At 64.2% G+C, this 13,985-nt stretch carries 10 protein-coding genes; 4 read left to right on the top strand and 6 right to left on the bottom strand.

The features are described from left to right. Positions 1 to 50 precede the first annotated feature (50 nt). A complete protein-coding gene (locus tag P0D96_RS17645) occupies positions 51 to 347 on the bottom strand; it encodes a DUF2628 domain-containing protein (RefSeq protein WP_408314547.1) in 297 nt (98 codons plus the stop codon). Positions 348 to 595: 248 nt separating this feature from the next. Between P0D96_RS17645 and P0D96_RS17640 the strand changes: the two genes are divergently transcribed. After that, positions 596 to 916 (top strand): thioredoxin family protein, encoded by a 321-nt coding sequence (locus P0D96_RS17640; RefSeq protein WP_408314545.1) that lies wholly within the window; start codon positions 596 to 598, stop codon positions 914 to 916. Between the two features lie 57 nt (positions 917 to 973). Beyond that, positions 974 to 1,393, top strand: a complete 420-nt coding sequence (locus P0D96_RS17635) for a secondary thiamine-phosphate synthase enzyme YjbQ (protein WP_408180162.1) — start codon at positions 974 to 976, stop codon at positions 1,391 to 1,393. Between the two features lie 58 nt (positions 1,394 to 1,451). Here P0D96_RS17635 and P0D96_RS17630 read toward each other — a convergent pair whose 3' ends face one another. The 4 genes from P0D96_RS17630 to P0D96_RS17615 form a co-directional block, all read right to left on the bottom strand. Next, positions 1,452 to 2,474 (bottom strand): alpha/beta hydrolase, encoded by a 1,023-nt coding sequence (locus tag P0D96_RS17630; protein ID WP_408314543.1) that lies wholly within the window; start codon positions 2,472 to 2,474, stop codon positions 1,452 to 1,454. 166 nt (positions 2,475 to 2,640) lie between these two features. Continuing rightward, positions 2,641 to 6,840 (bottom strand): CheR family methyltransferase, encoded by a 4,200-nt coding sequence (locus P0D96_RS17625; protein ID WP_408314541.1) that lies wholly within the window; start codon positions 6,838 to 6,840, stop codon positions 2,641 to 2,643. Between the two features lie 251 nt (positions 6,841 to 7,091). Beyond that, a complete protein-coding gene (locus P0D96_RS17620) occupies positions 7,092 to 7,382 on the bottom strand; it encodes a hypothetical protein (RefSeq protein WP_132377254.1) in 291 nt (96 codons plus the stop codon). 142 nt (positions 7,383 to 7,524) lie between these two features. Next, the gene (locus tag P0D96_RS17615; RefSeq protein WP_408314539.1) at positions 7,525 to 9,693 is read right to left on the bottom strand and encodes a hybrid sensor histidine kinase/response regulator family protein; all 2,169 of its coding nucleotides are present in this window, start codon (positions 9,691 to 9,693) and stop codon (positions 7,525 to 7,527) included. Between the two features lie 276 nt (positions 9,694 to 9,969). On the opposite strand from P0D96_RS17615, the gene P0D96_RS17610 reads away from it, so the two are divergent. Further along, complete coding sequence (locus P0D96_RS17610; protein ID WP_408314538.1) at positions 9,970 to 11,535, top strand: FAD-dependent oxidoreductase; 1,566 nt, start codon at positions 9,970 to 9,972, stop codon at positions 11,533 to 11,535. A gap of 27 nt (positions 11,536 to 11,562) precedes the next feature. Further along, positions 11,563 to 11,745, top strand: a complete 183-nt coding sequence (locus P0D96_RS17605) for a hypothetical protein (RefSeq protein ID WP_132377257.1) — start codon at positions 11,563 to 11,565, stop codon at positions 11,743 to 11,745. A 153-nt stretch (positions 11,746 to 11,898) separates the two neighbouring features. Here P0D96_RS17605 and P0D96_RS17600 read toward each other — a convergent pair whose 3' ends face one another. Beyond that, positions 11,899 to 13,935, bottom strand: a complete 2,037-nt coding sequence (locus P0D96_RS17600; protein WP_408314536.1) for an AI-2E family transporter — start codon at positions 13,933 to 13,935, stop codon at positions 11,899 to 11,901. Positions 13,936 to 13,985: the final 50 nt, after the last annotated feature.

The following is a 13,985-nucleotide window of genomic DNA, read 5'->3' as shown; positions in this document are numbered from 1 at the left end:
GCAATATCCGCTCCCGCGATGCAACTCCCGACCGCGCCTTGCAGCGCGCATTACTGCACGACGTAACCGCGTTTTTCGAGCGTCCAGCGGTGCCACTGATTGCCATACATACCGCAAGCGATGCCGAACAGCACCGACAGCACGAGTCCGATCAGGTCGGCGGTTTCGCCCCATAGACCCGAGCAGAAGAGCAGCAAGTTGATCGCCAGCATGACGAAAGCAGCAAACCACATCTTCTTCGACAAGGCCCAGACGAAGCCCAGCAGACACGCACCCCAACTGAAACCGGTAGCCACCGCGACGGTTTCTTCCTTGCCGGGGTACCGCAGATAAATCCTTTCGTCCATTTCTTTCCCTTCCTGCCTTCGATGATTCGCCGCCTGCCGGCAGCACCGGACGAATGTTTAACACGCCATGGCGGCAAGAATATGAGTTCGCGTGAAATTTACGCCGCCGCGCGCCGGGCCGCGTATCCGGCAAAGCCACGCTCACTGACGATCCCGGCGATAGCTGCTACTCTTGGCAATTCCACCCGCAGGGGCGCCACGGCGGCCCAAGCCCCTGCCTGCACAGGTTAAACCGCTCCGGAGCAAGCATGGCAACCCAGACAGCCTATTCTTCCAAAGCCCCCTCGCGAGCCCAACTCGACGCCCTGGCGGGCGCCACCCTCGTCGAATTCGGCACGGACTGGTGCGGCTACTGCCAGGGCGCGCAGGCGTCGATTGCGCAGGCCCTCGAACCGCACGACGGCCTCAGGCATCTGAAGATCGAAGACGGTCCCGGCCGGCCGCTCGGCCGCTCGTTCAAGGTCAAGCTCTGGCCCACGCTGATCCTGATGCGCGACGGCACGGAAGTCGCGCGCGTGGTCCGTCCGGCCAACGCAGCGGAAATCGCGGGCGTACTGACGTCGCTCTGAGGTCTAGCGGCGCACGCTGCGCCTCATGCGCCGCGCCATCTCCACCCGACAACTATCATGCGACAAGCCATCCACCACCTGAGCGTGAAGGCCCGCAGCCGCGGCCTCGTCGAATTCACTGACGAAGCGCGCCGCTTCGTCGCCGCGCAGGGCATCGACACAGGGCTGCTGACGCTGTTTTGCCGCCATACGTCGGCTTCATTGCTGATTCAGGAAAACGCCGACCCTTCGGTACAGCGCGACCTGGAGCGCTACTTCGCGAGCCTCGCGCCCGAAGACGCCGAGCGTTACGAACACGACGCCGAAGGCCCGGACGACATGCCGGCCCATTTGCGCACCGCGCTCACGCAAGTGCAATTATCGGTGCCGGTCGAACATGGGCAGATGGTGCTCGGCACCTGGCAAGGATTGTATCTGTTCGAACATCGCCGTCACACGCAGCATCGGGACATCGTGCTGCATCTGATCGGCGAATGACGGCGCGCTCCATTGCACTCGAAAGTTCGATAGAGAACCAAACGGAGCGCTCACCGCCTCAAAGCGGCGCCCCGCCGAACGCCTGGCGCTGCGCGAGCGACACGAAGGCCTGCGCGTCGCGCGCTGCCTGCACCACCGCTGCCATGCCGAAGAACTCATGCGTCGCGCCCCGATAGTTGCGATGCTCGACGGGCACGCCCGCGCTGTGCAGTTTCTGCGCGAGCTTCTCACCGTCCGAGCGCAGCGGATCGATGCCCGCGGTCACTATCACAGCCGGCGGCAAGCGTGACAGATCCGCGCTCACCACGTCGATCAACGGACTGGTGAGATCGCTCTCGCTGTTGATCACGTTATGTATGAACCACAGCATCATCGGCTTGTTCAAGGGCTTGGCATTGCGATTCTCTTCATAAGAGATCGACACGATGTTGTTGCTCGCCACCGGATAGATGAGCGCCTGATGCATCGGCATGCGGATGCCCGTGTTGCGCGCGCGGATCGATACGTTGATCGCCAGATTGGCGCCGGCGCTCTCGCCCATGATCGCGATCTTGTCCGGGTCGCCGCCGACGCTCATTGCATTGCCGATCAGCCAGCCCCATGCGGCGAACGCGTCGTCGTGAGCGGCCGGCAGCCGGTGCTCCGGCGCCTGCCGGTAGTGCGCGGACACCACGATCGCCCGGCTCTGGGCGGCGATGGAACGCGGCGTGGCATCGTAGGTATCGAGGTCGGCGATCACCCAGCCGCCGCCGTGAAAATACAGAATCAGCGGGAACGGTCCCTCGCCTTGCGGCGTGTACACCCGCGCCGAATTGCTGCCGGCCGCGCCTGGAATCATGATGTCTTGCGTGCGCACCGCCTCCAGTTCCAGCGCAGGCCGCGCGCTGAACGCGGGGTTCTGCATCAGTTTTTTGACGGCGTCGGCGGGCGTGGGCTGGTGCCTCGCCTCCTCCACCGTGCAATCTTCGATGGGCTTCGGGTCCAGACTCTTGAGCGCGTCGAGCACCGCTTTCATATCGGGATCGGCATGTCCCGTTGGATCCATGCCGACCATGCCTTTGATCGTATCGCCGAGTGTCATGTCCATGCTCCTGCAGAAAATGAAGGGCACGGACTCATCGGAGGCTTTCAGGACCGGCGCTCGACAACCGTGCATGCTGTCAATTTCAGCAAGCGCTATACCCGTCGACGGCAGGTCGCGCGGGCTGTCCGAAGCCCGCGCCAAGACGAAAAATCAGATCGAACCCTCAACGGTTCGGAGTGGTTGCGCGCGCAATCTTATCGAGCAGCGCCTGCAGCGAAACCGGCTTGCCGAGATGCGCGTCGTAGCCCGCGCGAATCGCACGCGTGGCATCCTGCGGACGGCCGAAGCCGGTGAGCGCGAGCGCGGGCACCGACGCCGTGGCCGGCAGTTTGCGCAACGCCGCGATCAGCTCATAGCCGTCCATGCCCGGCATGCCGATATCCGAGAGGATCAGGTCGAACTGTTGATGCGCGGCAACCTCCAGCGCGGCCGCGCCATTGGTTTGCGGCCACACTTGCGCGCCCTCCATTTCGAGCAGGCTCTGGAACGCCTGCAGGCTTTCGACCGCGTCGTCGACCAGCAGAATCCGCATGCCCTTGAGCAGACTGACGTCGCCCTGGCTTTCGCGGGGTTCGGCTTGCACTGTGGCGCTATCGGCGGGCAGCCAGACGCGAAAACGCGCACCCTTGCCCGCACCCGCGGACTCCGCCTGCACATGCCCGCCATGCATTTCGGCAAGTTGCTTGACGAGCGCGAGCCCGATGCCCAGACCGCCGCTATGCCGCCGGTGCGCGCCTTCGGCCTGGCTGAACATATCGAACACGTGCGGCAGGAAGGCCGATTCGATGCCGCGGCCGGTGTCGCGCACCTCGACACACGCGAAGCCGTCCTCATGCGCGAGCCTGATCGTCACGCTTCCGCCCTGCGGCGTGAATTTCACCGCATTGCTGACGAGGTTCCACAGAATCTGCTCGAAGCGCACGGCGTCGGCGTCGATAAGAAACGGTTCGGCCGCACCCTCCACGTTCACCTCGACCTGATGCGACAGCGCATCGGCTTCGATCGCGCTCGCCACCGACGCCGTGATCGCCGCGATATCCACCCGCGAGCGCTCCAGCGCCAGTTTGCCGGTGCGCACGCGCGACAGGTCGAGCAGGTCGTCGATGATCTTTGCGAGGCTGATCACCGAACGGCGGATCGCATCGGCCGCATCGCGCACTACCGGCAGGCCTTGGGTGGACGGCGCGCGGTCCAGCATGTCCGCTTTTACATGAATCAGGTTCAGCGGGTTCTTCAATTCGTGCGAGAGCACCGCGAGGAATTCGTCCTTCAGACGGCTGGCCGCTTCCATTTTCTGCCGCACCGAGCGCTCCAACGAAATCTTGCGCTGCTCGAGCGCCTCGGTGCCTTTGCGCTGCGTCAGATCGCGCACGATCTTCGCGAAACCGCTGAAGGTGTCCGACGCCATCGGCGTGATCACGCCGCTGCAATAGAGCCGCGTACCGTTTCTGTGGATGTACCAGCGTTCGTCTTCGCAACGACCGTCGGTCTGCGCGCGCCGCCGCTCGTTCGCGGGTTCGCCGGCTTCGCGATCTTCCGGCAGATAGACACGGTCGAGCGTCTGCCCCGCCATCTCGCTCTCGCTGTAACCGAAGATGCGTTCCGCGCCCTTGTTCCACGTCACCACGCGGCCATCCATGTCCTGCACGATGATCGCGAAGTCGTTGGTGCTTTGCGCGGCGAGATGCAGGCGCTCCTCGCCGACGCGCACGAGCTGCTCCGCGCGCCGCAACGCCGTGATATCGACGATGGTCAACACCGCGCCGTCGATGTGATCGTCCGTGGTGCGATACGGCGAGAGGCGCGTGAGGAAATAGCCCCCGTCGGTGCCGCGAATCTCGCGCTCGATCAGTTGCAGCGACTCGAACACAGTGAGCGTGTCGTCGTTCAGTTGCGGATAGTGGAGCCGGTGCGTGATGTCGTGCAGCGGGCGGCCGAGGTCGGACGGAATCACGTTGAACAGATCCGTTGCAGCCGGCGTATACCGCTTGATCCGCATCTCGCGATCGACGAACAGCGTGGCGATGCCGGTCGAGGCGATCACGTTCTGCAAGTCGTCCTTGGCCTTGCCGGTCTCCTCGATCTTGGTCTGCAATTCCGCGTTGACGGTGAACAACTCCTCGTTCAGCGACTGCAGTTCTTCCTTGCTGGTCTCGAGTTCTTCGGTAGCCGCGCGCAACTCTTCATTGATCGCCTGCAATTCCTCGTTCGACGCTTTTAGCTCTTCCGTCGACGCCTCCGACTGCTCGACCGTGGAGCGCAACTCCTGTTTCGTGCGATACAGTTCATCCTCGAGATGCACCAGCAGCGAATCCTGCGCCGCCGGACCGGCGGGCTGCTTCGACGGTTGCGCGGCGGCGCCGGCCGCAACTTCCTCGAACAGCACCAGCGCGAACTCCGGTGAATCTTCCGTGCGCCGATAAGGGCGCACGACGATCCGCACCTGCTTGCCGGGCGTGAAATCGATCGGCGGAGTGGCCGCTTCGCGGTTGCCGCGCAATGCTTGAAACAAGGTCGCACGCAGTTGCAGACGCAAATCCGGGTGGACCAGCATGATCAGGTTGTACGACGGCTCGCCCCGCACGAAGCGCAGAAACTGGCCCGCGTGCTCGGACATATGCAGGATGTTCGCGTCCGTATCGACCACCACGCTCGGCGGTGCGTACGACTCCAGGATCCGGTGATGCAAGGCCGAAAACGGCAGCGACTGCGGTAGCGGCGCCGCGGGCCCGACGTTGGCGACACTGGCCGCGCCGCCTTGTGCAACGACCGGCATGCTGATCGGCGGGCGAACCGTGCTGGCCACGACGTTGGCGCGATAGATCCGGTTTTTCTTGTCGACCGCCGTGAACAGATCGCCGGCCGCCTCGGCGGATTCCGAACTGCCGAGCAGCAGATAGCCGCCGGGCTGCAGGGAGAAGTGAAACATCTGCAGCACCTGGGTTTGTACGCTGCGGTCCAGATAGATCAACAGATTGCGGCACGACACCAGGTCGACGCGGGAAAACGGCGGATCGCGCAGTACGTTATGCACGGCGAACAGCACCTTTTCGCGGATCGCCTTGGTGACGCGAAAGTGTGCGCGCTCGGCCGTGAAGAACTGGCGCAGCCGTTGGGTAGGCACGTCCGCAGTGATCGATTCGGGATACAGCCCCGCGCGCGCGAATGAAATCGCGCGTTCGTCGATGTCGGTCGCGAACAGCTGCGCCTGAATGCCTTCATGCCGCTCCGGATGATCGGCAAGCAGCATGGCCAGCGAATAGGCTTCTTCGCCGGTCGCGCAGCCGGCGACCCAGGCGCGCACCGGATCGTCCGCGGACTTCTTCTGGAACAGCTTCGGCACGATCTCGCGCTCGACGACTTCGAAGGTCTCCCGGTCGCGGAAGAAATTGGTCACGCCAATCAGCATGTCCTTGAGCAGCGCCGGCGTCTCGTCGGGATGCGTGAGAACGTAGTCCTGGTAGGCTTGCAGATCGGGAATGCCGTTGACCTGCAAACGGCGTTCAATGCGCCGCAAAATCGTGGCGCGCTTGTAGTGCTGGAAATCGTGGCCGGTGCGTGCGCGCAAGGTGGCGAGCACGCCGAGCAAGGCCCGTTCGGCGATCGAAGCCGCATCGGGCGGTTTGACGGCGAGCGTTTCCGGTTCGTCGTCCGCGGACGGCAGGCGGATGGCGCGCGCGTTTTCGGCCAGCTCGCGGAGTTTGCGCGGCATGTCGGCCGCCGGCAACGTGAGGTCGACCATGCCGGTGGCCATCGCGTTCTGCGGCATTTCCGGGTACTCGGCGTCGGCCGGGTCCTGCGCAATCGTCACGCCGCCCTGTTCCTTGATTCGCCCGATGCCGGTCGCGCCGTCCGCGCCCGTGCCCGAGAGCACGATGGCGATCGCCCGCTCGCGGTGCGCGTCGGCGAGGCTACGAAAAAACAGGTCGATGGCAATCGGCCGGCCACGCGGACGATCGGCTTCAACGGGCGTGAGATGGCCGTGGTCGAGCGAGAGATCGTGTGACGGCGAAATCACATAGACGTGGTTCTTTTCCACCTGGACCGGCTGCTGAACCTGACGCACCGGCATGCGGGTGGCGTGCTGCAACACCTGGTCGGCGCTGCTTGCATGGTCGGGCGACAGGTGCAGCACCACCACGAACGCCATGCCGATATCGGCCGGCGCGTTCTCGAAGAAACGCAGCAGCGCCTGCACGCCACCCGCGGATGCGCCAATGCCGACTACAGGAAAGTCCAGCGAGCCTGAAGCGGCCGCCGTGCTCCCCGCGGTATCGGAGTTCGTCTGTGTGCCTGACTGCGTGCTCGTTTGCGCAACGCTGTGCGTGTTCGTTTGAGACGCTCCTGCTTCACTGCCAGCCATACTCATCCTTGTGCGCTGCGCTGCGTCTCAGCCGACCTCGTCTCGTCCTGGCACGGGCCTGTGCTGTATCAACTCATATTGTCGCGTGTGTTGCACCGCATTGCAAAGCCAGCCCGGCTTCGGCGCCCGTACGCAGCGCGCCTGCCGAGGCTGGGTGCGGGAGTTTCGTGTCATCGGTTGGGATCGGAGGCGCCCGCAGCAGCAAGCGCTCCGGAATCCTCGTTCAGCTTTGCCCACTGTGCCTCTCTACGTTACTGCCCCTTCGTATCGCTGCTCGCGTCCGCGCCCGGCATATTGGTCGAGTCGGTAGCCGGCTTCGCCTTCGACGACTTCATGTGATGTTTCTTAGTCGACTTCGAATGCGCCATCGCGCCCGATGCCTGCATGTCGCCACCCTCACGAGTCGCGCCGGCATTGGTGCCGCCACTTGGGTCATTGCCGGCCGGACCGCCACCCCCGCTGCCTTGCGCCATCGCAATTGAGGAAGCGGCGAGCAAGGCCGAGATGAGGACTGCGCTGCGAGTCTTGTTTCTGAGGTGCATGACTTTCTCCTGTGCGAAAAGAAGTGGGTTGCGCCGGCCGGTTCAGCCAAATACGCATACCTCGTCTTCCTCTCAGCAAGGGGTGTGCCGCGAGTCATGAAACACTTCGAACATGCAAGGCGTGCGCCGCGAATGGCGAGCCTTACGGTTCACACGCCACCAGAGCGTGCAATTCGTCGATGTTGAACGGCTTGGCGAGTATCGCCACGCCCAGTCGCCGCGCGCGTTCGAGTTCGTCGGCATAGCCGGTCATCAAGGCGATCTTCTGTGACGGCCACGCGCTGCGCACCTTCTCCGCGAGGTCAATACCGTTGAGCTTGCCCGGCATCTGGATGTCGGACAGCACGAGCTCGAAGCGCGCGCCGCCGGTCAGCACATCGAGCGCCTGGTCGGCGGTCGGTTCATGGCGCACCTCGCAGCCGAAGGTCTCCAGCACCGCCGCCACGCCCGCCGCGACATCTTCGTTGTCTTCCACCAGCAGCACGACGCCGCTCGGCGCGGGCACCGGCGCTTGCACCGTCTCGGCTTGAACCACGGACGCCTTCTGGCGTTCGCGATATCGCGGCAAATACAACCTGACCGTCGTACCGCTGCCCGGCACGCTGTCGATCTTCGCCGTGCCACCTGCCTGTTCGCACATGGAAAGCACCTGCGCGAGGCCGAGGCCCGTGCCCGAACCGCGCAGCTTGGTGGTGAAGAGCGGCTCGAAGGCGCGCCGCGCGACGGCCTCGGGCATACCCTCGCCGTCGTCGGAACAGGCGATCAGCACGTATTCGCCGTCGGGCAGCAAGGTATCGCTGCCGACCAGCCGGTTGTTCTGGCAGCGAATCACGAAGCGTCCGCCACGCGGCATCGCGTCGCGCGCGTTCACGGCCAGGTTCATGATCGCGAATTCGAGGTCGGTCGGATCGGCCAGCACCTGCCAGACCTTATCGACCATGTTCAAGGCCTGCTCGACGTTGTCGCCGAGCGCGGCGTCGATCAGCGGGGCGGCGCCGGGCATCCACGTGGCGAGATCGAGCGGCTGCTGTTTGAGCGGCTGCTTGCGCGCCACGCTCAGGAGGCGCCGCGTGAGCGATTCGGCGGTGGCGGTGGCGCGCTCCACCGCCAGCACTTCTTTCTCGACGTTGTTAAAGCGCTTGAGCCGCGCGAGCTCCGTGTTGGCGGCGACCACCATCAGCAGATTGTTGAAATCGTGCGCGACGTTGGCGACGAGATTGCCGAGCGCGCCCATGCGCTGCAGTTGCCGGCTCGAGGCTTCGGCTGACAGACGCATCGCCACTTCGCCCTGCCAACGTTCCCACGCGCGGCGCTCGCCTTCCAGTTGGCGCAGCGAGTAGAACACCAGCAGCCAGATGGCGATGCAGGGCACGGCCGTGAGTGCCGTGATCATGATGAAGCGCCGCCGCCATGCTTCGCCGATCGACGACGTCGCGTAGGCGCTCATCACATAGAGCGGATAGTCGCCGACACGGCGAAACGCCAGCAGGCGCTCCACACCATCCACCGTGGAATTCAGACGGACGTGGCCGGACAGCTGTTTGTCGCGCAACGCCTGAGTGAATTTGCTCCGCGGGCTGGGCTTCGCGCCCGCCGGCCACGGCGGATAGCGCACCAGCAAATTGCCGTCCTGCCGGTACAGGCCCAGCGCCAGCGACGAATCGCCGTTGGTCAGTTCACGATAGAAGCGCGAGAAGTACTCGTTGCGCAGCGCCACCGTGACCACGCCGAGGAACTGGCCGTCGGCGCCCGAACGGCCCGTCGCGGTGGTAAACACATCGGTCTGCGAGAGTGGGCCGAACATCGGCAGCGAAAAATACGGCTGCGGGCGCATCGCTCTCGCGCTCGTGAAATCCTCGCGCTGCGCGATCGACATGACGGGCGCGGGAAACGTGCGGCTCGACACCAGCAGATCGCCATTCGCGCCGAGCAGATAGATCGACGCGACCTGCGAAAAGTCGCCGCCGATGCCGCGCAGACGGTCGTGCAACATCGCTTCGCGCGCGCGAATCTGTGCGTCGTCGTCATTGCCGAGCAGTTCCACGATGCGCGAGGACATCTGCTGGTTCAGGTCCAGCACCTTGACGGCCTGTTCCTCGGCGACGCGCGCGAGGCGGTCGATCATGTCGTTCGAATCGGCGATCCGGCGCTGGTAATCGAAGTAGCCGTAGCCCGCGAGGCAGAGCAGAGGAAAGACGACCGAAACGGCGAGGACGATCAGCAGCATGCGCCGCGTCGCCGCGAAATTGCGCGACGGCATGGGGAAATCGACTGCGGCACGTTCCGCACGCTGCACGGTCACGATCTCCATGAAAGGTCAATACAGGTCAGGGACGCCACGGCACGACATGCTTGGAGCATGTTCGTGCGCTATTTCCTTTTCCGGAATTTACCGCACTTCGGCCGTTCTCCAAAGCGTGATGGGCGACGAACCAGCGCTCGTGCAGGCGCGCGCATTCGGGCACATGGATTGCTGAACCATTGGCGTTCGGCGGCCTGAAAGGCGTGCTGCACCGCGGCGTGCTGATGCGCGTCGCGCGCCGCCTGCGCTGCCATTGCTCATGCCACCATCCGCGAGGAACCGGCCATGCCCACGACTGCCCGATGCGTCGCTCAGCTCTCGCAATTGCGAACCGACCGCGCTGAACGTGTCGTGGTGAACGACGAAAAGATTCTGCTGGTGCGCGACGGCGATACCGTGCACGCCTATTCCGCCGATTGCCCGCACGCCGGCGCGCCACTTGAAGAAGGCGCCCTATGCCACGGCCGGATCATCTGCCCGTGGCACAAAGGGACGTTCGACGTCGCCACCGGCAACGTGCTCGAACCGCCCGCGCTGGTCGCGCTCGACCGCTATCCCGTGGTCGTGACAGGCGACGACGTGATGGTCACGCCGGAAAAACTCCCCCGACCGACGCGCAATGCCAGCGCGAAGGAACCGCATTACGTGGTGATCGGTGCGGGCGCGGCAGGCGCAGCCGCTTGCGCCACGCTGCGCGAATGTGACTTTGGCGGCCGTATCACGCTCGTGGGCGATGAGCCGCATGCGCCGTACGACCGCACTTCGCTGAGTAAATTTGTCCCGTCTGGTGAAATGGCGCCTGCCGATGTGCCGCCGCTACTCGCGCCGGACTGGCTCGAGCGGCACGATGTCGAGCGGATTGTCGGCAAGGTCGCGCGGCTCGATGTGCCCGCCCGCACGATTCATTTCGAAAGCGGCGGCGAACTGACTTACGACACCGCCTTGCTTGCTCCGGGCAGCGTGCCGAAGCTTCCACCGATTCCCGGTGTGGAACTCGGCGGCTTGCACGTGCTGCGCAGTCTCGACGATGCCGCCACGCTCGTCGACGCCATCGGCGACGATGCCAGTCAAACCCAGGTCGTCATTCTCGGCAGCAGCTTCATCGGACTCGAAACGGCTTCCTCGCTGCGCAAACGCGGCACGCAAGTGACCGTGATTTCGCCGGAGAAAGTGCCGTTCGCGAGGCAGTTCGGTGAGCGCGCGGGCGCCATGTTCCGCACGCTTCACGAGCGCAATGGCGTGGTGTTCCATTTCGAAGCAAAGGTCACGTCCCTCGAAGGCGAAGAAGGCAACGTGCATCAGGTGATGCTCGAAAACGGCGAGCATATCGCCGCCGACATCGTGCTGTTAGGTACGGGCGTCGCACCGGCCACCGGTTTTATCGAAGGACTGCCGCTGCAAAAAGACGGCGGCGTGCTCGTCAACGCGGGCATGCAAGCTGCGCCTGGTCTCTATGCAGCGGGCGATATCGCCGTGTTTCCGTTGCATGAAGATCAGGAACCGTTGCGGATCGAACATTGGCGCGTCGCGCAGCAGCATGCGCGCATTGCCGCGCAAAACATGTGCGGCGCGCGTCATCGCTACGCCGGTGTGCCCTATTTCTGGACCTATCACTTCGGCAAGAACTTCGAATATCTTGGCCATGCGAGCGAGTGGGACGAGATCGTGACCGACGGCGAACTCGATAAGCAGCAATTCGTCTCGCTGTACGTGAAGAACGACATCGTGGTCGCTGTGCTCGCCTGCGAACGCGAAGCGCAGACCGCGCGCCTGATCGATGCGATGAGAGGCGGCGTGTCGCGCGCGGATGCAATGGCAATCGTCGGCGGCGCATCGTGCGCCACGAAATGAACACCCGTAACCTGAAGGAGAAACGCGATGACAGAACACAAGGAAAAGCACCCGCACTCGAACAAGAGCGAAAAGCAGATCGACAAGCAGGTCGAGGATAGCTTTCCCGCGAGCGATCCGCCTTCCACCGGCGGCACCACGAAGATCGTCCCCGACAAGGACGCCGCTTCGAAAGACAAGTCGGCCGCAAAGAAACCGGCCAGGCATTAGGCCTTGCTGACCGAACGTGAACCGCCCGACGCGCTGCCGACGGGCGGTTCTCCACTTCTGCAAGTGCAACCCCTCTGACCGACACTCGCGACCCTCATCACCTTCGCTTTGATGACGTGTCAAGGCGGGGGACGTGCAGGGATTCGTGGCACGCTAGCTATTGACCACGAGCGGCAGTTCTTCCTCGGTCTGGGTTCTGGCCGTCTCGACACGCCGGCAAGCAGCGACGATTTCCTGCAATGAGGTGGCGTAACATTCCGCACCCATCGCGCTTTGCAGATCCGCGCTCCACTTCTCCGTATCCTCCGCCGCCCACAGTCCGACCACGATCGACACCTTCGGCAATCGCGCGCGAATGCGCCTGACCAGATAACGCAAATGCGATGGGATGCCGTCGATCTGCAAGTAAAGAATGCAGACGATGCCGACATCGTCCGCGTCGAGTTGATCGATCGACGCGCGCGATGCGGCCTCATGCGGCAATGCGCGTGACGTAAAGCCGTGCTTGCCGAGCAACTGCAACAGAATCGTTGTCGCTAATGCGTCGAGTGGACCGCGGCCGGGAATGCACAGCACACGGTTGCTGGCTGCGAGCGGCGACGGGTCTGTTGCACGTTCTTCTTTCGAATTGCCTGGAGAAACGAGCCGCGTATTCGCGGGTTGAGCTTGTGCATCGTCGGATGTCTCGGACGCTGAAGAAGGTGCCAACGGTCCCGCCGCGCTCCAGTTTTCTCCCGCCGCGGATGCGACCGGCTCGCGGTCGTCGTAGCCGTCGAGGCCGTCCACGAGGTCGTTCGTCGTCGCCTCGATGCGTGCAAGCTGCGTTGCCGTGACGCTGCCGCGCTCGACGTCGTTGGCCGCGAGCTGCAAGCCCTTGATCGCAACCTCATCGTAGTATGCGGACAATGAGCGCTCACGCAGCAGCACTTCGGCTTGCTCGATCGCCTCGTCCGGGTCGCCCGCCAACGCACGTTGGTAGAAGTTTTCGATGGGCGTGAGCGCCGGCTGGTCGCCCAGCAGCACATCGAGAAATTCCAGGCGCCGCACATGCCGGCCGAGCACGAGCAGGCAAAGCGTCAACGGTGTCGACAGAATCAGTCCTATCGGCCCCCAGATCCAGCTCCAGAAAATCGCCGCCACTACCACTGAAAACGGCGAGAGCCCCGTGCTGCGACCATACAGCAGCGGCTCGACGATCTGCCCCACCAACAACTCGACAGTGGCGAATAGCGCCAGCGACCAGATCGCCATCGCCCACCCCGGACTCACGGCGGCGGCGAGCGCGGTGGCCAAGGTCGCCGAGATCCAGATGCCGACGTACGGCACGAGCCGCAGCAACGCCGCGAGAATGCCCCATAGAATCGGACTCGGCACACCGATCATAAAAAGCCCCGTGCCGATCACCACGCCGACGCCCGCATTCAGGCCGAGTTGCGACACGAAGTAACGGCTCAGACGGCGCGCGGCTTCATCCATCACCGTGGTCGTGCGGTGCAGATCGCGCGAGCCGAACAGACGGATTGCGCGGTCGCGCAGATCGTCGCGTTGCAGCAGGATCACCACCATCACGACGAAAACGATAAACGCCGTTTCGAGCGGGCTGATAGCCGGCGACAGCACGCGTCTCGCGAGTTCGAACGGCGTCGGCACCGGCTCGCGCACTTCGACGGGCACGGCGGCGGGTTCACTGGCCGTGGTGTGCGCGCTGCCGCGAGAGGCCGGCCCAGCCTGCGGTGCGGGTTGCGGCGGCTCGACGGTCGCGCGTTGCAGCGCCTGACCTGCCGCGCTGGCAAACCGGTTCAGTTTGCCGATGGTCAGGCTGTGCGCCGTTTCCATCTTCTGCTCGATGGTCGCCTGATAGCGTGGCATGCCGGCCGCGAGATCGGTCAGTTGCGTGGCGATCACCGCGCCGAGCATCCCGATCACCGACACCGAGATCACCACCGCGGCGAACACGGACGCCACGTGACCGAGCCGCAAACGCGTCAGCGCATCGGCGAGCGGCGCGACGAGAAAGCTGAGCAGGATGGCGAGCGTAATCGGAATCAGCACGGCGCTCGCAAAGTAAAGGCAAGCGACCACCGTGACGCCCACCGCAAGCGCGATCAGGCTGTCCAGGCCGAAGGCCGTGGCGGGCGCTTGAATGCGGGCGGCCGGCCTCACGCCGCGCGGTTGGGGTATGTCCTTCATTTGCGCGAATCTGTCCGGTTACGTTCGGTTGCCGTTCTTGTGTCTTGTGA

The sequence above is a fragment of the Paraburkholderia sp. RL17-347-BIC-D genome, from assembly GCF_046027915.1.
Classification (GTDB): Bacteria; Pseudomonadota; Gammaproteobacteria; order Burkholderiales; family Burkholderiaceae; genus Paraburkholderia.
The sequence above is the reverse complement of the archived record's forward strand: the minus strand, read 5'-3'. Positions and strand labels throughout refer to the sequence as shown.